Source organism: Bacillus sp. ISL-46, from assembly GCF_018613205.1.
Window position 1 is genome coordinate 11,768 of the sequence record NZ_JAGGQR010000027.1, and the last position, 20,762, is coordinate 32,529.

General features: G+C 40.6%; 19 protein-coding genes and 2 pseudogenes. 19 read left to right on the top strand and 2 right to left on the bottom strand.

The features are described from left to right. From J7E67_RS15085 to J7E67_RS15130, 10 genes are all read left to right on the top strand, one after another. Positions 1-663, top strand: a complete 663-nt coding sequence (locus J7E67_RS15085; protein WP_285290659.1) for a 3-oxoacid CoA-transferase subunit B — start codon at positions 1-3, stop codon at positions 661-663. After that, on the top strand, positions 663-1,853 hold the full coding sequence (locus J7E67_RS15090; RefSeq protein WP_214717088.1) for a thiolase family protein: 1,191 nt from the start codon (positions 663-665) through the stop codon (positions 1,851-1,853). The genes J7E67_RS15085 and J7E67_RS15090 overlap by 1 nt, the downstream gene beginning before the upstream one ends. Next, positions 1,841-3,226, top strand: a complete 1,386-nt coding sequence (locus J7E67_RS15095) for an aspartate aminotransferase family protein (RefSeq protein WP_214732266.1) — start codon at positions 1,841-1,843, stop codon at positions 3,224-3,226. The genes J7E67_RS15090 and J7E67_RS15095 overlap by 13 nt, the downstream gene beginning before the upstream one ends. Continuing rightward, positions 3,210-4,505 (top strand): aspartate aminotransferase family protein, encoded by a 1,296-nt coding sequence (locus J7E67_RS15100; RefSeq protein WP_214717090.1) that lies wholly within the window; start codon positions 3,210-3,212, stop codon positions 4,503-4,505. Before J7E67_RS15095 ends, J7E67_RS15100 begins: the two co-directional genes overlap by 17 nt. Before the next feature lie 42 nt (positions 4,506-4,547). Then, entirely contained in the window at positions 4,548-6,008 is a 1,461-nt protein-coding gene (locus J7E67_RS15105) for an aldehyde dehydrogenase family protein (protein WP_214732267.1), read from the top strand. A 32-nt stretch (positions 6,009-6,040) separates the two neighbouring features. After that, on the top strand, positions 6,041-7,561 hold the full coding sequence (locus J7E67_RS15110) for a M81 family metallopeptidase (protein WP_214732268.1): 1,521 nt from the start codon (positions 6,041-6,043) through the stop codon (positions 7,559-7,561). Then, positions 7,549-8,028: a GNAT family N-acetyltransferase gene (locus J7E67_RS15115; protein ID WP_214732269.1), complete on the top strand. Its 480-nt coding sequence runs from the start codon at positions 7,549-7,551 to the stop codon at positions 8,026-8,028. The genes J7E67_RS15110 and J7E67_RS15115 overlap by 13 nt, the downstream gene beginning before the upstream one ends. A gap of 73 nt (positions 8,029-8,101) precedes the next feature. Beyond that, positions 8,102-9,511: a lysine 2,3-aminomutase gene (gene kamA / locus J7E67_RS15120; protein WP_088086127.1), complete on the top strand. Its 1,410-nt coding sequence runs from the start codon at positions 8,102-8,104 to the stop codon at positions 9,509-9,511. 2 nt (positions 9,512-9,513) lie between these two features. Beyond that, the gene (locus J7E67_RS15125) at positions 9,514-9,792 is read left to right on the top strand and encodes a YokU family protein (protein ID WP_214732270.1); all 279 of its coding nucleotides are present in this window, start codon (positions 9,514-9,516) and stop codon (positions 9,790-9,792) included. Positions 9,793-9,895: 103 nt separating this feature from the next. Beyond that, the gene (locus J7E67_RS15130) at positions 9,896-11,398 is read left to right on the top strand and encodes an amino acid permease (protein ID WP_214717095.1); all 1,503 of its coding nucleotides are present in this window, start codon (positions 9,896-9,898) and stop codon (positions 11,396-11,398) included. Between the two features lie 100 nt (positions 11,399-11,498). Here J7E67_RS15130 and J7E67_RS15135 read toward each other — a convergent pair whose 3' ends face one another. Beyond that, complete coding sequence (locus tag J7E67_RS15135) at positions 11,499-12,395, bottom strand: DNA glycosylase (protein ID WP_374223928.1); 897 nt, start codon at positions 12,393-12,395, stop codon at positions 11,499-11,501. Positions 12,396-12,618: 223 nt separating this feature from the next. Between J7E67_RS15135 and J7E67_RS15140 the strand changes: the two are divergent. From J7E67_RS15140 to J7E67_RS15180, 9 genes and pseudogenes are all read left to right on the top strand, one after another. Then, positions 12,619-13,023: pseudogene (locus J7E67_RS15140) on the top strand (NAD(P)-dependent oxidoreductase); the annotation flags it as partial. A 245-nt stretch (positions 13,024-13,268) separates the two neighbouring features. Then, entirely contained in the window at positions 13,269-14,210 is a 942-nt protein-coding gene (gene cyoE, locus J7E67_RS15145; RefSeq protein ID WP_214732271.1) for a heme o synthase, read from the top strand. Positions 14,211-14,426: 216 nt separating this feature from the next. Next, positions 14,427-14,576, top strand: coding sequence for a hypothetical protein (locus J7E67_RS15150; RefSeq protein WP_168242539.1), 150 nt, complete (start codon positions 14,427-14,429; stop codon positions 14,574-14,576). Between the two features lie 15 nt (positions 14,577-14,591). Then, on the top strand, positions 14,592-15,059 hold the full coding sequence (locus tag J7E67_RS15155; RefSeq protein ID WP_214732272.1) for a cytochrome c oxidase subunit II: 468 nt from the start codon (positions 14,592-14,594) through the stop codon (positions 15,057-15,059). Positions 15,060-15,073: 14 nt separating this feature from the next. Continuing rightward, positions 15,074-16,756: pseudogene (locus J7E67_RS15160) on the top strand (cbb3-type cytochrome c oxidase subunit I). Positions 16,757-16,857: 101 nt separating this feature from the next. After that, a complete protein-coding gene (locus tag J7E67_RS15165; protein ID WP_168242542.1) occupies positions 16,858-17,490 on the top strand; it encodes an SCO family protein in 633 nt (210 codons plus the stop codon). A gap of 2 nt (positions 17,491-17,492) precedes the next feature. Next, positions 17,493-18,050 carry a hypothetical protein gene (locus J7E67_RS15170; RefSeq protein ID WP_214732273.1) on the top strand — a complete coding sequence of 186 codons (558 nt, stop codon included), beginning with the start codon at positions 17,493-17,495 and terminating at the stop codon, positions 18,048-18,050. Positions 18,051-18,221: 171 nt separating this feature from the next. Continuing rightward, entirely contained in the window at positions 18,222-18,782 is a 561-nt protein-coding gene (locus J7E67_RS15175; RefSeq protein WP_214732345.1) for a LemA family protein, read from the top strand. Further along, positions 18,782-19,537, top strand: coding sequence for a TPM domain-containing protein (locus tag J7E67_RS15180; RefSeq protein ID WP_214732274.1), 756 nt, complete (start codon positions 18,782-18,784; stop codon positions 19,535-19,537). Before J7E67_RS15175 ends, J7E67_RS15180 begins: the two co-directional genes overlap by 1 nt. A gap of 85 nt (positions 19,538-19,622) precedes the next feature. On the opposite strand, the gene J7E67_RS15185 is transcribed toward J7E67_RS15180, so the two are convergent. Further along, positions 19,623-20,723, bottom strand: a complete 1,101-nt coding sequence (locus J7E67_RS15185) for an AI-2E family transporter (protein ID WP_214732275.1) — start codon at positions 20,721-20,723, stop codon at positions 19,623-19,625. Positions 20,724-20,762 lie beyond the last annotated feature (39 nt).

Genomic DNA, 20,762 nt, shown 5'->3' on the forward strand with positions numbered 1-20,762 from the left:
TTGAACATGAAACAATACATTGCTGCAAGAGCAGCAAAGGAATTGAAGGATGGGGATATCGTCAATTTGGGGATAGGGATTCCAACGCTGGTGGCTGATTATATTCCATCAGATGTTAAAGTTTTTTTACACTCGGAAAACGGAATTCTTGGAGTAGGTCCTACGCCTGATCAAGAGCATATAGACCAAAATCTTGTCAATGCAGGGAAACTGCCTGTCACAGTATTGGAAGGATCATCCTTTTTTGATAGTGCTTCCTCTTTTGCAATGATTCGCGGAGGACATGTAAGTGTATCCATTCTTGGCGTGTTGCAAATTGATGCAATTGGGCGGATCGCCAATTGGGCCGTCCCAGGAAAAAGTGTTCTTGGTGTAGGCGGGGCGATGGATTTATTGGAAGGCTCCAAAAAGGTAATCGTAACATCAATGCATACGTCTAACCAGGGTGAGTCAAAAATTGTCAAGGAATTAACCTATCCGATCACATCGGAACGAAAAGTGGATTTAATTATTACCGATTTGGCTGTGTTCGCTGTAAAGGAAGATGGACTTCATCTTATGGAGCTGTCCCCTGGAATTTCCCTTGAGGAAGTTCAACAGAAAACGGACGCACCCTTCCAAATTGCTGAATCTTTCAATAAAGGCAAAGAGGTGACTGTGTAGTGGTTGTAATCGTAAATGCATTTCGGACTGCTATCGGAAGCTTCGGCGGATCACTGGCAGATACGCCTCCGGAAGTGCTCGTATCCCTCATCATGAAAAATAATCTTTCTGCTTCCGGTTACGGTGCCAATATTGTCGATGAAGTCATCGTCGGACAAACAAAGCAGAGTGCGCATGCTCCGAATATTGCAAGAGTCGCGGCATTACAGGCCCATTTTCCAGAATCAATTCCTGCTTATACTGTTCATCGTCAGTGCGGTTCGGGTATGCAGGCTGTCATTAACGGGGCGATGTCCATTTTGACTGGTCAGGCGGACGTCGTTTTAGCAGGAGGCGTCGAAAACATGTCACAAGCGCCTCATTATACGGTTGGCACTCGATTCGGCCTTAAGATGGGAGATATGACGCTGTATGATTCAAATACGGAGAGTCAGCCAAAATCGCAGCCAGAGGAGATATACGGCCGTTTCACGATGGGGCAAACAGCTGAGTGGCTGGCTGAAAAATATAACATTAGCCGCAGTGAACAAGACGAATTTGCTTTCAAGAGTCAGCAGAAAACGAAACGTGCAATTGAAATGGGCCATTTTGAAGAAGAAATCATTCCTGTACCGGTGAAGGAAGGAAAAAAGGGGATCAGACACTTTGCGATAGATGAGTACCCAAGATTGACGGACATTGAAAAGTTAGGAGCTTTGCGTTCTGTATTTCAAAAGGATGGTACGGTAACTGCCGGAAACTCATCCGGAAGAAATGATGGAGCCTCGATGCTGCTGTTGATGTCGGAAGAAAAAGCGAAACAACTTGGAGTGGTCCCGATGGCAAGGATTCGTTCCTTTGCTGCAGCGGGTGTATCACCAAAAGAAATGGGAATTGGTCCGGTTCCTGCATCCCAAATTGCATTGAAAAAAGCGGGTCTTCGTTTGGAAGATATCGATTTGATTGAATTAAATGAAGCATTCGCCGCTCAAAGTCTTGCTTGTTTAAAAGAATGGGGCATAAAAGGAGACAACGTGAATGTAAACGGAGGGGCGATTGCCTTAGGCCATCCACTTGGGTGCTCCGGTGCAAGAATCATCACTACATTATGTCATGAGCTTGAAAAACAAAAACGGCAATATGGCCTTGCGACGATTTGTGTGGCGGGGGGATTAGGAATGGCAATGGTGGTGGAAAGATGGATGGAATAAAAAAAGACTACGTGTTTCATCGTGATTTAAAAAAGGAGTACCCGATTATTACCCACGGTGTAGGGGTCTATCTTATAGATGAGAACGGGAAAAAATATTTGGATGCTTGCTCGGGAGCGGTTGCAGCCAACTTGGGCCATGGGATTACTTCTATAGGAGAGGCCATGGCAGAACAAGCAAAAAAAGCAGCTTTCGTCCATACAATGCGCTTCGAGACGAAAGCGTTACATGAATTGGCTGAAACAATCGGAAAAATGGCCCCGGACCATTTAAATAAAGTGTATTTTACAACCGGAGGCTCCGAAGCAAATGAAAGTGCTTTGAAGCTGGCGAGGCAATATCATAGGGACGCAGGCAGACCCCAAAAACACATGGTGATTGGTCGATGGCAATCGTATCACGGTAACACCATCGGTTCTTTATCAGCAGGAGGAGACGTTAAAAGAAGGCATGCATACACTCCTAATCTTTTAAACTATGCCCATGTCTATTCTCCGTACTGCCACCGATGTCCATACGATCGTCAAAAAGCTGATTGTCTCTCCAAACAAAACTGGACGTGTGTAACGGATATTGAAAGAACCATTTTAGAGCTTGGTCCTGAGAACGTGTCGGCATTTATCGCCGAACCGATTGTCGGAAGCCAGCAAGGTGCTGTTCCACCGCCGCTTGGGTATTTTGAGAAAGTTCGAGAGCTGTGTGACCGTTACGAAATCGTCTTAATTATCGATGAAGTGATGACTGGGTTCGGCCGTACTGGTACCAACTTTGCGACAGAACAGATTGGAATCGAACCTGATATCATCACATTTGGAAAAGGGGTTTCAGCAGGATATGCTCCGCTTGCCGGTATGATCGTTCATGATCGGTTAATCGATGGGCTCATTCAAAACAGTGACGGGAAATTTATTCACGGTTACACATATAGTGGGCATCCTGTGGCTGTAGCAGCCGGTCTTGCTGCATTAGACGTATATGAGCGAGATATGGTGCTGGAAAACGTCAAAAAACAAGGGACCTACCTTTTCAACCGTCTTATGGAGCTGAAGCAAAAACATTCTTATATATCTGATGTTCGGGGCAGAGGGCTTTTAATCGGTATGGAGCTTGTGAAAGATCGTGAGCAGGATCTGTTGTTCGATCCATCTGAAAAAGCTGCTGAAAGATTGAATGGAATTGCGATGGAACTCGGTGCGGTTTTTTATCCCGGTTCCGGTTCAATTGACGGCACCATGGGGGAGCACTTTATCATCAGTCCTCCTTTAAATGTCACGAAAATAGAAATTGATGAAATTGTGAGAATACTAGATGAATCATTATCGATATTCGAGGGCCAATTTAGAAAGGATGAGGCATATGAAATTACAAAGTAAAACAAACGAAATTCAAGAAAAAGCACGAAAGCATTTATCACCGGTCATGACAAGGGTAACGGAGCTTGTCATTGAAAAAGCGCATGGTGCCAAATTTTGGACGACAGACGGAAAGGAATATATCGATTTTGTTTCAGGAGTGGCCGTCAATGCAGTCGGGCATACGAACGAAAAAATGGTGGAAGCCATTAAAAAGCAAGCTGAAAATTTGATTCATCTTGGATTGAACTATGGTTATTATGAAACGGCAGTGAATTTGGCGGAAAAGCTTGCTCAAATCACACCAGGAAATCTAGACACTGTCTTTTTCTCCAATTCGGGAGCTGAAGCTATTGACGGTGCACTTAAACTAGCAAAGGCAGCCACAGGGAGACCCGCCATCATTGCTTTTGAAGGATCGTTTCATGGCCGTACATTAGGAGCAACAGCCATTACGGCATCAAGCTCTAAATACCGCCGTTATTATGAACCAATTTTAGGTGAGGTGTATCACGTTCCATATCCGTATCCCAGCCAGCTGAAAAACATTAGAGAAGAAGAAGCTGAAGAGTATTGCTTGAATCAGCTTCAAAAATTGTTCGATCTACGCGTGGATCCTTCACGTGTGGCGGCTATCATCATTGAACCGGTAATGGGTGAAGGCGGCTATTATCCGGCACCGCCAAGCTTTTTGCAGGAGTTAAGAAAGATTACAGAGGAACACGGCATTTTGCTTATCTTTGACGAAGTACAAACAGGATTTGGCCGTACAGGCAAAATGTTCGCGGCAGAGCATGCGAATGTGACTCCTGATATTTTAGTACTGGCAAAAGCCCTTTCCGGCGGAATGCCTCTTGGTGCCATTGTAGCAAGTCGTGAGCTTCATGAAAAATGGCCGACGGCAGGTCATGGTTCGACATTTGGAGGAAATCCAGTTTCTTGTGCTGCGGCATTGGCAAACATTGAGGTCATTGAGGAAGAGAAGTTAGTAGAACGGAGTGCTAAACTCGGTGCCGAGATTGTCGGCCGACTTCATAACTCGGTAGGACATTTACCGGGCATTGTTGAAGTTCGAGGAGTCGGCATGATGATTGGTATCGAATTCGATTCGGAATCTGCTGCTTTCTTTGTACCGAAAATTAAATCGAAAGCACTGGAAAATGGATTGCTTATTATGAACTGCGGTGTAAGCGGGCAAACGATCCGATTAATGCTGCCTCTTAATATTCAAGAAGATGTGCTAGATATAGGATTAACGATTTTAGAAGATGTGATAACAGAAACTATATCCGGAAATTAATTTTCGATTCCTCGGAATACCACGAAAAAGGAGGTCAAGTTTATGTCTAGTCAAATCAAAACAGAAATTCTTCAGGGAAATCTTTATATAAATGGTAAATGGGTAAATGCCCCCGATCAGTCCTACTTTGAAAGCTTAAATCCGGCAACGGGGGAACTTGTCGGCGTATGTGCGGCCGCCACAACAGAGCAAGTGGATGAGGCTGTCGCAAAAGCGAATGACGCGTATTCACAATGGAAGAACACTCCCATTCCAGAACGAGCGGCTTATTTAACGAAAGCAGCCCAATTGTTTGAAATACGAAAAGAGGAACTTGCTAGTGTGATGACAATGGAGATGGGAAAAGTGCTGCCAGAGTCATTAGGCGAAGTTGGAGTGGTCATCGCAACTGCTCAATATATGGCAGGTGAGGGACGACGCCTCTTTGGAGAAACGGTCCCTGCCGGCTTCCCAGACCGGAACGTAAGAATGGTTCGTGAACCTCTTGGAGTTGCGGCGTGCATTACCCCCTGGAACTTCCCGGTTGCGCTTGCTTCCTATAAAATCTTTTCAGCTCTGATTTCTGGTAATACCGTCGTATGGAAGCCTGCTTCAGAGGTTGCGCTATCGGCAAAGATATTTGTGGAAGTGTTAGATGAAGCCGGATTTCCAGCAGGAGTTGTGAACTTAATTACCGGTTCAGGAAGAACAGTCGGGCAATCACTCGCAGAGCATTCTGATGTTAAAATTATTTCGTTTACGGGCTCAACTGAAGTCGGACAAAAGCTGGCTGAAATGAGCAGTAAAACATTAAAACGTATTTCATTGGAATTGGGTGGAAAAAATGCAGTGGTCGTCCTGAAGGATGCGGACTTGGACAAGGCGGCAGACGGAATCGTAAAATCAGCGTTTACGACAACTGGTCAGCGCTGTACAGCGGCAAGTCGAGTAATCGTCGAGCGTCCAGTAAAGGAACTGCTTATACAAAAAGTAGTAGACTTAACAAAGTCTATGAAAATAGGAAATGGACTTGAAGAAGGGAAACAAGTGGGCCCTCTCGTAAATGAAGAACAGCTTCATACAGTCGAAAAATATGTAAAAACAGCGATTGAAGAAGGTGGGAAAATTGTGTCAGGTGGGCAGCGTGTCAAAGAATTGGGCGGTTTTTATTATGAGCCGACAATCATTGAGAATGTGAAACCGAATGATACCATTGCACAGGAAGAAATATTTGGCCCTGTTCTTGCCATCATTGAAGTAGATTCATATGAGGAAGCAGTGGAGGTAAATAACGGGACGATTTATGGGCTATCAACTTCTATTTATACTGAGAGTCTTCATTATGCGAACCGTGCTGCAAAGGAAGCAGTAAGCGGACTTGTCTATATTAATAATGGAACGTCCAATGCCGAGATGGGAGTGGCATTTGGGGGTATGAAAATGTCCGGTAACGGTCACCGTGAAGTTTCCCATCATGCATTTGATGTCATGACAGAGTGGAAGTCAATCTATACGAACTATTGAAACGCCTATGTCAAATATAAAGGGGGGAGAACATGAGAAAACATCGTATCGGTATTGCATTCTTTTACCATGAATCCCACAGTTTCAGCCCGATGAAAACTGAAATCGAACAGTTTCGAAATGAAGGCTACTTTATCGGCGATGAAATTTATGATGCCTATATTGGTACGAAAACGGAAGTGGGCGGGTTTTTGGATGTATTGAAACAAGAAAAGGATGTAGAAATCGTACCGCTGCTATGTGCGGCTGCGATTCCCTCGGGGTTGGTATCAACAGAAGCGTACTCCATTATCGAAAAACAAATGCTGGAGTCCATCCAGCAGGCGGGAAGGCTGGACGGTTTATTGCTGGCACTACATGGGGCAATGGTCGTGGAGGACCTCTTTGACCCAGAAGAGCATTTACTAGGAAAAATTCGTGAGCTGATCGGACCTAGTGTCCCGATTGCGACAACACTGGATATGCACGCCAATTTAAGTGAAAAAATGATTCATTACACACCACTTCATTTTGGATTTAAAACATATCCACATGTTGATATGTATGAACAAGGCATTCATGCATCCATTGCTTTATTGAAGCAATTAAAGGAAGGTGTGCATTATTATGCTTCTTTTGAAAAATTGCCAATGATGCCCCCCTCTATCAATATGAGAACTGCAGAAGGGCCGATGTACAGAATGATAGAGTGGGCGAAACAAGCCGAAGAGGAAGAAGGGATTTATAATGTGTCCGTATTTGGTGGCTTTCCTTACTCGGATATTCCCTGGGTCGGTGCAAGTGTACTTGTTGTTTCGCTCGATCAGCAAAAAGGTAAAGAGACTGCCCAAAAGATGGCTTCCTTGTTCTGGAGTGTAAGAGAAGAATTTATCATGGATTTGCCTGGTGTGAAAGAAGGACTCGATTTGGCAATGTCGATTGAAGATGACAAACCGGTCGTGCTGGCGGATATCTCAGATAATCCGTTAAGTTGTGGAAGCGGGGATACAACAGAGCTGCTTCGGGAGATGGTGAAGATGAACATTCCTAACACGCTGTTTGGAGGACTCTACGATCCAGAATCTATTGAGGCTTGCCGCAAGAAGGGAGCCGGAAATAAGGTATTGTTGTCACTTGGAGGGAAAGTATCGCCTGAATTTGGGGAGCCCGTGCAGGTCGAAGCAACGGTAGTGGCCTTATCAGACGGTGTATTTCACAATTCTGGGCCGTTCAATCAGCATTTAAGAGTTGATTTAAAGGGGGCGGCTCACATTCGCGTTGGCAAGATGGATATCCTCCTCATTGGAAGGCCGATGTCAGCGAATGATCCGGAAATGTTTCGTCATATTGGCCTTGAGCCGCAGGCAAAGAGAATTCTTGGGTTAAAGGCTAAAAATCATTTTCGGGCAGCGTTTGAGCCGATTGTTGGCCGTATCATTTATGTGGATGCACCTGGTATTGCATCCAATCGTTTAACAACTTTTACGTATCGTTACATTCCAAAGCCAATTTGGCCGCTGGATGATATCCAATATGAAGTAGAACGGAGGGGGACAGAAAAATGGAAACATTGAACAAAACCTATTATGTCGAAGTACCAGCTTCATTGAATCCAGAACAGCTAAAAATGATGATGGAGCTTGAACAAGATGCGTTTCCGGGATTAGGAGCAGTAGATGAACAAGCCCTTGTCCCGCTTACACGCTACGGGAAACTCATTCAATACCGGCAGCAAAATGATCCAAGGCCGATTGCGATTTGCGAAGTGATGAGAGCTTACGATGATATTCATAAAGCCTACATTTTTGGGTTTTATGTCCGCTCCGACCAGCAAGGGAAAGGAATCGGGAAATTATTTTTACAGGAAATTTATCCGATTCTAAAGCAAGATGGTTTTCGTAAGGTTTGCTTAACGGTCAGTACTAAAAACAAGGCAGCCGTCAAGTTATATGAAAAATTAGGGTTTGTCATAAAAGAGACGAGATTCGATGAATTTGGTGAAGGGGAAAATCGCTATTATATGGAATACCTCATTTCTTAATATAGTAATGATCAGAGGAAAATTCATCAAAAATGGTCAATAAAAAATAGGCTAATTTTAGGAGGAGTTTATGATGAGAAACAATTTATTCAAACCGAAAAGACATTGGAAAGAAATCGAGCTTTGGAAGGATGTAACGGATGAGCAATGGAATGATTGGGTTTGGCAATTGACGAATACTATCAAAAATTTAGAAGACTTAAAGAAAGTAGTTAACTTAACACCAGAGGAAGAAGAAGGGGTTTTAATCTCAACAAAAACAATCCCATTAAACATCACGCCATATTATGCATCGCTTATGGATCCGGATGATTCAAGATGTCCGGTTCGAATGCAGTCTGTTCCGATTTCTGCGGAATTGCATAAAACAAGATATGATTTAGAAGATCCCCTTCACGAAGATGAAGATTCACCAGTACCTGGGTTAACACATCGTTATCCGGATCGCGTGTTGTTCCTAGTCACAAACCAATGCTCCATGTACTGCCGTTACTGCACAAGAAGACGCTTCTCCGGACAAATCGGAATGGGCGTACCAAAGAAACAGTTAGACACAGCTATTAATTATATCGCATCTAACCCACAAATTCGAGATGTGTTAATTTCCGGAGGAGACGGGCTCCTTATTAATGACAATATTTTAGAATATATTTTAAAGAATTTACGTGAGATTCCGCATGTAGAAATTATTCGTATCGGTACAAGAGCACCTGTCGTATTCCCACAGCGTATTACCGAAAATCTTTGTAATATCTTGAAAAAGTATCATCCAGTTTGGTTGAATACACATTTCAATACATCTATTGAAATTACGGAAGAATCGAAGCGTGCATGTGAAATGCTTGCAAATGTTGGTGTACCTGTTGGTAACCAGGCGGTTATTTTAGCAGGCATTAACGACAGTGTACCGATCATGAAACAGCTTATGCATGACCTTGTTAAAATTCGCGTTCGTCCATATTATATTTACCAATGTGATTTATCAGAAGGGATTGGCCATTTCCGTGCACCAATCAGCAAAGGATTGGAAATTATGGAAGGACTTCGCGGCCATACATCGGGTTATGCTGTTCCGACATTTATTGTTGATGCACCGGGTGGAGGTGGTAAAATTCCATTGCAGCCGAACTATATCATTTCTCAAAGTTCTAATAAAGTCGTATTACGTAACTTTGAAGGTGTCATTACATCTTATCCAGAACCAACAAATTATCAGTCAGGCAGTGCAGAGGATTACTACAAAAAGGTATATCCTGAAGTGTTTGAAAAGTTTGAAAGTAATGGTGTTCTATCCATTATTGATGATACGAAATTTAACCTTACACCTGAAGGATTAAAACGGCTAGATCGCCGCAAAACGTATAAGGAAAATACTGAGCATAGCTCTTTAAAGGATAAACGTGACAAACGTGACGAGTTAAAAGAGAAAAAATTCCAATCACAAATGAAGAAATATGAAACAGTTGGAGCAAAGGAGGAATAATTTTGATTTGTCAATGGTGCGAATCTGACACAGCACGTGAAACGAGCAACAAAGTGTATTGGGAACTTCCAGATGGAACAAATGCGATCGAAATTAAGGACACACCATCCATTCATTGCTTGGAATGCGGTATGACCTATCAAACAGATCATACAGTGAAAGAAATTGAGGATCATCTATTTTTAATTGATTGCTCAAAGCTCGAAAAAAGTATGACGTATGAAACACTTATGGCCGCTCCACGCTTATTGAAGCGAAACTACTTTGATTTTTCGAAATAATTAGCCTAGCCATCTCTCATTTTTCAATAGTAAGTGGGAGATGGCATATGTTTTCTAAAAAGTTAGATAGATGCTAATAGATGAAGAATTAAGGAGGACAAGAATGGAAGCAATCAACAACTATAATAATGACCAAAATAATCAGAAACATCAGAATAATAAGGAAAGTAAAGAGCATATTAAACGCAATCTAAAGGCACGTCACATGACGATGATTGCTATTGGAGGGTCAATCGGGACAGGGTTATTTTTAGCGACAGGGGCGTCCATTCAATCAGCTGGACCTGGTGGAGCATTAATAGCTTATGGGGCTATCGGCATCATGGTCTACTTTTTAATGACAAGTCTCGGAGAAATGGCGACCTTAATGCCGGTTTCGGGATCATTTTCAACATATGGGAGTCGTTTTGTCGATCCGGCATTTGGTTTTGCGCTTGGTTGGAATTATTGGTTCAACTGGGCTATTACACTGGCGGTTGAAATAGCTGCATCAGCAATTATTATGAAGTTCTGGTTTCCGGATGTACCAAGCATCGTTTGGAGTGCACTGTTTTTAGGCTTAATCTTTTTATTGAATGCATTGTCGGTTAAAAGTTACGGAGAATCCGAGTATTGGTTCTCCTTAATAAAAGTAGTGACAATCATTGTTTTCATTGGAGTCGGTTTGCTCACCATTTTCGGTATTCTGGGCGGACAGTTTATCGGGTTTAAAAACTTTACTATAGGAGATGCTCCGGTTAATGGCGGCCTTTTGTCCATTTTAAGTATTTTTTTCATTGCAGGTTTTTCCTTTCAAGGAACGGAACTCGTGGGGATTGCTGCAGGAGAAAGTGAAGAGCCGGAGAAAAACGTTCCAAAGGCGATTCGACAAGTATTTTGGCGTATTCTTCTATTCTATATCGTTGCTATTGCTGTCATTGGCCTTATCATTCCATATACAAGTCCAAACCTGTTAGGCAGGGATGTCGATAGCATCGCTGTCAGCCCTTTTACCCTTGTATTTAAGAAAGTAGGCATTGCATTTGCAGCATCTGTTATGAATGCGGTCATTTTGACATCGGTTTTATCGGCAGGGAGTTCCGGTTTATATGCATCGACACGCATGCTTTGGTCCATGGCAAAAGACGGTCAGGCGCCTAAATTTTTACAAAATGTAAATGATCGCGGGATTCCGATGAATGCCCTTGTTATGACGACGATTATCGGAGGCTTTGCCTTTTTAACGTCCATTTTTGGAGATCAAGTGTATACATGGTTATTAAATGCGTCAGGCTTAACTGGATTTATTGCTTGGCTAGGAATTGCAGTCAGCCATTATCGTTTTAGAAAAGCATATATGGCCCAGGGCAGGGACATGAATGATTTGAAATTTAAAGCGAAATGGTTCCCGCTTGGTCCGATTCTCGCTTTTGCGATGTGTGTCTTTGTCATTTTCGGCCAAAATTATCAAGCTTTTTTAGCAAGTGAGATTGATTGGTATGGAGTAGCCGTATCGTATATTGGTTTACCGATCTTTCTGGCATTATGGCTCGGGTATAAACTCGTTCATAAATCGAAGGTCGTTCCACTAAAGGAATGTTCTTTTGATGAGATGTCATCAAAATAGAAGGTTTAGAGGACGGTATAAATTCTATAAGGTGAATTAAAATGGAATAGTTATGGCACCTGCCAAAAAGCACAAGCTAAACCTAGCTAGTGCTTTTTGACTAATAGAGAACTCGCCATAAATAGAAGGTTGCATAGGATTCCCAATTTGCCCACGGGATTGATAATGCAAGGATTTCTTCTTTGGTCGGCTTTCTATCCATATTTAGTAGCGTTTTTATCGCATTAATTAGACCGACATCATCGATAGGGAAGGCAGTCGGAAAACGAAGGCAGCGCATCAGCACATAATTGGCTGTCCATGGGCCGATCCCGCGTATTTTAATTAAGCTTTTTTCGACCTCTTTAAAATGACCGGCTTCCATTAATTTTTCCTTGGATAATTCGCCGCTCGCCATTAATTTGGCAATTCCAATAATATATTCACTCTTTTTGACGGTCATTTTTATATCTGCGAGATCCTTTGGTGTGAGTTGTGCAATTCGTTCATAGGACGGGAATATCCAATAATTTTTGCCGTCCCATTCGATGGATTCACCAAATTTTTCAACGAATTGTCTTTTTAATGTGTAAGCGAATCCTAAGTTAATTTGCTGGCCTAAGACCCCCCAGCAAAGAGCTTCAAACAAATCGGGAATGCCGATAAGGCGTAATCCATAAAAGTCTTTTACGGGCATTTTAAGTAAGGGATCAGCTTTGGCAATTTCATAAAAGGGAGTTAAATCGTTATCGAGGTCAAACCATTCTCGAATATAATGGACTACCTTATTAGGATCGCGCGGTTTACCTTTTAAAAAGTGTACAACCATTTGGTTTTTCTCGTTTACTTTTATTTGTACAAGTGTTTGAATTTCGCCACTTGCGATGACTCTTGTAATGTTATCATTTTCAATTTCATACATACATTCATTTTTATTCCGCTGCAGGTATCCAAAGTTTGCTTTCATATCAAACGCTTCAGGCAATGGAATGACAATATCTTCATTAATTTCGTTAATTTCTTCCCCCAGTGTGTTGGACAATTTATCCTACCCTCCTTTTTCTATATTCTATTATTATCACAAAAGTAAAAAAAATCATTTATTTATCTTGCTGTTACGTTCAAAATTTTTTTATTATTCATGTAATTAAGTGTATATTGATTATGTAGTAATGTTAATCGCTGAATGAAAGAGTATCTAATTCTGCATGTGAGGAATCTTAGATGAAACCAACTGTTCCCTTGAAGAAATTTGTCAGCACGCAGACTTCATTTGCTTAATGGCACCACTAACACCAAAGACAGTTAAGCTAATTGGAGAAAAGGAATTTAAACTAATGAAGAAATCCGCCATTTTTGTTAATGGTTCGCGTGGAGCAACTGTGGATGAAGATGCCTTGGTTCAGGCCCTTCAAAATGGGGATATCTTAGCTGCAGGTTTAGACGTCTTCGCACAGGAACCAGTAAGTCCAGATCACCCACTTTTATCAATGGATAATGTAGTCACCCTGCCGCATATTGGGTCAGCTACCTACGAAACTCGTTTGAAAATGGCCAAACTTGCAGCGGAAAATCTAGTCCTTGGATTGCAGGGTAAACAGCCGCTTTCATTAATTAATCACGATGTTTTAACCGAGGTTCGCTAAAAAAACAGACGTGAAGAATCTTCTTAAACAAAGGATTCTCCACGCCTGTTTTTTTAATCTACGATTAAAACATAGAGTATGGAGTTTTTGTAGAAAGGACAAGAGAATAATACTAGAAGTTCCAAATGGAAATATCCAACAGCCATTTCCAGGTGCCTGACACCGGATTTTGTGAGATAATCGAAATGTAGTATGATAGAATTATCTTTGGTTTGTTTGGAAGACTTCTTAGGAGAGGATATTAGATGACCAATAATGAGATACCTTCTCTACAGAAGGATGGGAAAGTTACGATATTGAATCAACGAAATACATCTAACATAATGACTGATCTAAAGTTACTTTTTAAAGCAAATGTATTAATCGCTAATGTTTTGCCTGTCTTTGCAGGATTCTGGTTAGCCTTACATTTTACCAATACTTCTTTTACAGCACATCTGGATCTATTTTTCTTAACAATTTTCGGAAGTACAATGGTAATGGCCGGGGCCCTCGCGCTCAATAACTGGTACGATGTTGATATTGACACTGTAATGGATCGAACAAAGGGTCGTCCAACAGTAACGGGGAATATTTCTTTGAACGCAGTTTTAACAATAGGTATTGCTCTAAGTGTATTAGGTCAAATCCTTTTACTCTTTACGACTGTTGAAGCGGCGATATACTCCTTTGTCGGATGGTTTACTTATGTTTTTTTATATACCATGTGGTCAAAACGGCGTTATACAATTAATACAGTAATTGGAAGTATTTCCGGTGCCGTTACACCTTTAATAGGATGGACAGCCATCGCACCTGGTTTTCAAAGAGTCCCAATGATCTTGTTTCTTATCTTGTTTATTTTTCAAATGCCGCATACCTTTGCGATTGCCGTAAAGAAATATAAAGAATATAAAGCAGCTGGAGTAGCCATGCTTCCCGTTGTTCGCGGATTGGCTGTGACTAAACGGCAAATGGTGATCTATATTGCTAGCTTATTTCCATTACCATTTTTATTAACGATGCTTGGAACTACATTTATGGTGATTGCTACATTGCTTAACGTTGGATGGTTGGTTGTGAGTATCAGCGGATTTTTTACTAAAGATGATTTAAAATGGGCACATGTGAATTTTCTATATTCCGTTAATTATATAACTATATTGTTTCTCTTGATGGTAATTGTTACATTGCCGGTATTTAGTTAGTCGAGATCAAATGAAACTCAAACTATAGATAAGTGAAGGCTGTTCCGAGAGTATGCAAGTTATTTGCAAACTATTGGAGCAGCTTTTTTGTGTTTGAAAAAGGCAGTTCCTTTTGGGTGTTCACGAAAAAAGCTGAGCAAATGTGATACAGTTCACTTCGATGATAATCATTCCCATCTATTATTAAGGTATGAAATATAAGGGGGTTGATTTTCAGTGGGGGACACAAAAGTTAACAACAAAAAAAAGCATGGTGAAGGGCAAGAGGCACCATTAAAAGGAACATGGATTTCTGTAGGAGTGGTTGGGGTCGTAATTCTCGCTACGTATTTAATATTATATGGCCTTTATATGGCTAGAGTATAGGAGGGGATGACAGATATGAAAATGCATCTTGATGAAAAAATATGGCTTACCTTGAGTTTCGGTATGATCATGATATTCATGCTTATTACTGGCTATCAAGCATTTGCCTTGGAAATGGGACCGCCGAGTAATAATGAACTTATTGATCCACAAAAGGTAGACCAAACAGCGCCATTCAATAAACCGGGTATTACAAAGATTGGCGAAAATGAATATGAAGTAGTTATGACATTACAAGCTTTCAGTTTTAATCCAGGTAATATCGAAGTCCCTGCTGGATCGACAGTGCATTTTACATTAACCTCAAAAGATGTTGTCCATGGATTTGAAGTTGCAGGTACAAACCTAAATGCAATGGTCATGCCAGGACATATTCAAAAAATCACTCAAAAGTTTAATAAAGCGGGAACGTATTTAGTCTTATGTAATGAATATTGCGGTGCCGGTCACCAAATGATGAGTACAACGATTACGATTAAATAAAGGGGGCAAGCAAAATGCAAACAGCAAAATCACAGACATTTAAAGATAAAGCAGGTAAAGTGATGGGAATCAGCAAGGAAGATGCCCAATTAACGAAATCATATATATTTGTAGCATTTATAGCATTACTTCTTGGCGGAATTCTTGGCCTTGTGCAGGGACTGAACCGTGCAGGAATTCTGGAATTACCATCATGGATTAACTATTATCAAGTTCTGACAGCACATGGTTTACTATTAGTTGTTGTATTAACTGCTTTCTTTACGATTGGTTATTTTTATGCCAGTCTTTCACATACTTTAGGGGGGATTCTTCCAAAAGTAAGAAAGATCGCATGGATTGGCTTTGGATTGAAGATTGTCGGGTTTGTTTTAGCATTAATTCCAATCATTTTGGGTGATGCATCTGTAATGTATACTTTCTATCCGCCAATGGCAGCTGCACCAATGTTTTATATTGGTTTAGCATTAATTGTGGTTGGTGTTTGGATGTGTGCTTTCGGTGCCTTTATCCAAGTTGCGAATTGGAGAAAGAATAACAAAGGACAGCATGTACCAATCCTTGCTTACTTTGCTACTGGAGTATTTGTCCTATTATTTTTCGGTTCCATGCCTGTAGCGATAGAAGTAATCGTTATGATTATTCCTTGGTCAATTGGCTGGGTCGAAACAATCAATGTTATGGTGGCACGTACCCTATTTTGGGCCTTTGGACATACGTTAGTTAATATTTGGTATTTAACTGCTGTTTCCGCATGGTATGTCATTGTACCTAAAATTATTGGTGGAAAATGCTGGAGTGATACGTTAACTCGTGTCGTTATTATTGGCTTAGTAGTTATGAATATTACAGGTGGATTCCATCACCAAATTGTTGACCCAGGAATTGATCCAGCCGTTAAATTTATGCACGTATTTATGAGTTTGGCGATTGGATTCCCGTCCTTAATGACAGCATTCGCCATGTTTGCCGTTTTTGAACGTACAGCAAGAAAACAAGGTGGAAAAGGCTTAATCGGATGGTATAAAAAAATGCCATGGGGCGATGTTCGTTTCCTAGCTCCAATGATTGCGATGATTGCCTTTATACCTGCTAGTGCTGGTGGAATTGCTCAAAGCACTAACCAATTGGATCAGGTCGTTCATAATACGATGTGGATTGTTGGACATTTTCACTTAACGCTTGGCATGTCCGTAGTGATGACGTTCTTTGGCATTAGTTATTGGTTAGTTCCATATATTTCAAAACGTGTATTAACACCGCAAATAAATAAACTAGGTGTGATCCAAACTTGGATTTGGACAATCGGAATGATCTTTATGTCAGGGGCTATGCATTGGGTTGGATTACTTGGTTCCCCGCGTAGAACTTCTTTTACAACTTATGGAGACAATGCAACAGCATTAAGCTGGAGCTCATATTTAATGTGCTTAGCTGTTGGCGGTACCTTATTAATTATCGGTGTTATTCTTCAAGTGTATGCAGTAATGAATATGATGTTTTTTGCACCAAAGGGAGAAACAGAATTTCCTATCGCTGAGGAAGAAGATAATGCAACTAAAACTCCATAATGGACAGAGCGTTGGGGCCTTTGGATTGTAATAATGCTATTAGTTGTTGCAATGGCCTATGTCATCCCATTAACTGAATTTATCGTTAATGCACCTCCGGGATCACCACCATTCAAAACTTGGTAATATAATATTAATTAAAAAAGAGATAGCTCGTGTTTGGGCTATCTCTTTATACTTAATTTAGTCATATATTTGCAAAATCAATAATTTGGGAAGTGATCTTCGTGATCAAAAATCGGCATAATACATTTGCGTGTTTGCTTGTTATCTTATTTGGGTGTGCGTTGTTCTATATAGGAACCGATGGATTCCGAGCATTTACGTCAGAAACGGCACGGGTCAATAAACTAATTGGCGATAAGCCCAAATTCCCAGAAGTAAGCTTTGAGGATAGTAAAGGGCGGAATTATTCTATTTCTGAGTTTAAGGGTAAGTATGTATTTATTACCTTTCTTTATACGTCTTGTACAACAGTTTGCCCGCAATTAGAAATGAACATGTCTAAGGTTTACGATAAGATACCAAGCAAATATATGGGCAAAGATATTGAATTTTTAAGCATAAGTTTTGATCCTGTCAGGGATGATCCAGGTACATTAGAAAAGTACCGGGGCTATTTTAATAGTGATGGAGAAACATGGAGGATGGCAAGAATACCAAATCAAGCTGAATTAGATTCGTTGTTAAAAGAATTTGGTGTTATTGTTATTCCTGACGGAAATGGAAGTTTTGCACATAATTCAGCTTTTTATTTGGTGGATAAAAATGGCAGTCTGCTTGATGTCTTAGACTATAAAAAGATTGATGAAGCAGCTAATAAGCTTGTAGGCATTCTTAAGAAGGAAGCGGGGGAGTAATCTTGAAGCAATCAATCTATGGCTTATTGTTACTTCTTGCCTTAATACTTCCTCCTGTTGCAAATTTTATGGAATCAGTCATGGTTATTCACATGCATATGCAAATGCCTTTGTTAATTTTTACAGGATTTCTAATAGCACGATTTTTTCAACTGCGATTCCCTCACTTTTTTGAAAAATGGAATGGCAATGGTGTACCAGGAATTTTGTTGTTTGTTATCATAGTTGTTTACTGGACGCTGCCTCGTTCAATGGATGAAGCATTGAATGAACAAAGCATGGAACTATTTAAATTTGTCAGTTTACCATTTTTAGCTGGTATAGCTCTAAGGGATAGCTGGAAAAAACTTCGCTCAATTGAGAAGGACATTACTTTTTACCTTTTTGTAATCTTGTTTTTTGGAATGGGCTGGTTGTACATTGACTCACCTGTGCAATTATGTAATAACTACCTTGTAATCGAGCAAATCACGCTTGGCTGGGGATTTTTGACGATGGCAATCTGCATGGTAATTTATAAGGTTTATATCGCTTTTGTTGATCCATCGAAATATGAATAATTAAATACAGATGAGCCTAATCCTTTATGGATTAGGCTCTATTTTGTGAAAAGGCTAAAATACGTATGTAATTTGGTACTTTTTACAAATGATAACTGTTGGAAAAGGAAAATTTTTTGAAATTGAAATATACTATAAGGGAAGGGACGTGATGTTTTGAAAAAAGGTTATATGGTGATTGGAATAATTGTAGCAGTGATTGTTATTTTTGGTGCAATGTTAATTTCCAGCTATAACTCTTTTGTCAATTTAGAGGAAAATGTGGACCAGTCCTATTCTCAAATTGAAAACCAACTGCAAAGAAGGCTGGATTTAATTCCGAACTTAGTAAATACAGTGAAGGGTTTTGCTTCGCATGAAAAAGAAGTGATTGCATCAATCTCAGATGCACGTGCAAAACTAGCCGGTGCGAATACGCCGCAGGCACAAGCCACAGCCAACGCAGAACTTTCAGGTGCGTTAAGCCGTCTACTTGTAGTCGTAGAAAATTATCCCGATCTTAAAGCAAATCAGCAGTTTACCCAATTGATGGATGAACTTGCAGGAACAGAAAACAGAATAGCTGTCGCACGTAAAGATTATAATGATCAAGTAGCGGAGTACAATAAAAAAGTAAAAAGATTCCCTGGGGCAATTATTGCAGGCATAACTGGGTTTGAAGAAAAAGAATATTTTAAAGCGGACCCTAGTGCCAAAGAGGCTCCAAAAGTTGACTTTGGGGACGATCAATAATGAAAATAAAACGGATCTTCAGCCTTTTGTTGGTGTTTATCACTTTTTTTCTTTGTGCTGTGAATGCACAAGCTGAGGATGTCCAAATTCCGGCACCTGTTGGAGACATTTACGTACAGGATTTTGCCAATGTATTAAACGAAACAGAAAGAGCAGAATTAATCAATTTAGGCAGGAACATTGAAGACCAAACAACGGCACAAATTGCAGTTTTGACAGTAGAAACAATAGGAGACCAAACGATAGAAGAGTTTGCAAATGAAGCTTTTCGACAATATGGAATCGGAAATAAACAGGAAAACAACGGTGTATTGCTCGTCTTGTCTATGCAAGAACGCAAAGTAAGGATCGAAGTAGGCTATGGATTGGAAGGCAGAATTCCGGATGGAAAAGCAGGTCGAATTCTTGATGGATATGCCATTCCATTTTTAAAAAATCAACAGCCAAATCTAGCAATTGTTGAAACCTATAAAGCTCTAACAAAAGAAGTCCTCGCTGAGTATGGCAATGAAGGAGACGTTAGTAAGCAGACACAGGCAACCGGTGAAAAAGGATTTGGTATTCCCGGTTGGTTAATGGTCATTGTTATTATTGGCGTTGTGTTTTTAGATTTTAAGTTTTTTGGAGGAACGCTCACCTACCTTCTCTTATCTATAATCTCCAGAGGTGGAGGTAGAGGAGGCGGTGGTAGTGGTGGTTCTAGAGGGGGCGGAGGAGGTTCATCCGGTGGCGGTGGTGCAGGCCGAGGATGGTGATACCCTTGCCAGAAAATCGAAAAACTGTTAGGAGGCCTTTCTCCTAACAGTTTTTTATATTCTATTAATTTTTATTAATAAATTCTTATGGTTCGTCAGTTATCGTTGCCATTTTTCGAGCCCTTAGAAACTTTATTACATTTAAAACAATCGTTTTTACTACGGCATAGAACGGTACTGCCAACACCATCCCTAAGATTCCAGCTAAATTTCCTGCAGCGAGTAAAACAATAATAATTGTCGCTGGATGGGTATCCAATGATTTTCCAAGGATGAGCGGAGATAAGACATTGCCTTCAACCTGCTGAGCGATAACGATAATCACGATAACCAATAAGGCTTTGGTAGGTGAATCAAAAAGAGCAACAATCACAGCAGGGGCACCGCCGAGAATTGGCCCGACATAAGGAATTATATTGGTAAACGCTACAATTAAGGCCATAACTAGCGCAAATGGCAAATCAATAATCAAGTATCCAACAAAAGCAAGAGTTCCTACTGACAGGGCTACAATGACTTGTCCCTGAATATAGGAGGAAAGTGTTTCACCAGTCTCTTTCAACATAATCAACCCGGCATCTCTATATGTTGCAGGAAGGAATTTAGCGAGGGCCTTAGGGAACTTATGTCCATCCTTAAACATGTAGAATAATAAAAAAGGAACGGTGGCTAAAATGACCGCAATATTAGCAAACACACCGAGTATATTTGTAATGCCACCGGTAACCCTATCCGGTAAGGTGTTTGCGTAGGCAATCAGTTTTTGTTTACCTGTTTCCAAAAGGTCATTTTGCTCTTTCATGATCCATTTGAATTCAGAACTGCGTGATAGCTTATCAAAATACTGCAAGGTCTTGTTAGCATAATCAGGAAGTGCATTCGCAAGGGCGGTGAATTGCTCTGTGATGGCAGGGACCAAGCTCCCAATCGCTAATACAAGAATGCCAATAAACACGATATAAATGATGAGGATGGCAAGAATTCTTGGCACTTTTTGACGCTGAAGAAAATTAACGATTGGATTTAGTAAGAAAAATAGAAATCCGGTAATAAGAATTGGGAAAAAAAGAGTAGAGAAAAAGATCCCAATCGGCATGAATAAAAATGAAATCTTTGTTGAGACAAAGATGATGGTTAAAATTAATAGGATCTGGATTAACCCATATTGGAATTTTCTTTTTGACATTATGTACCCCTTTTTCTTTTATTATAGCTAAAATTATAT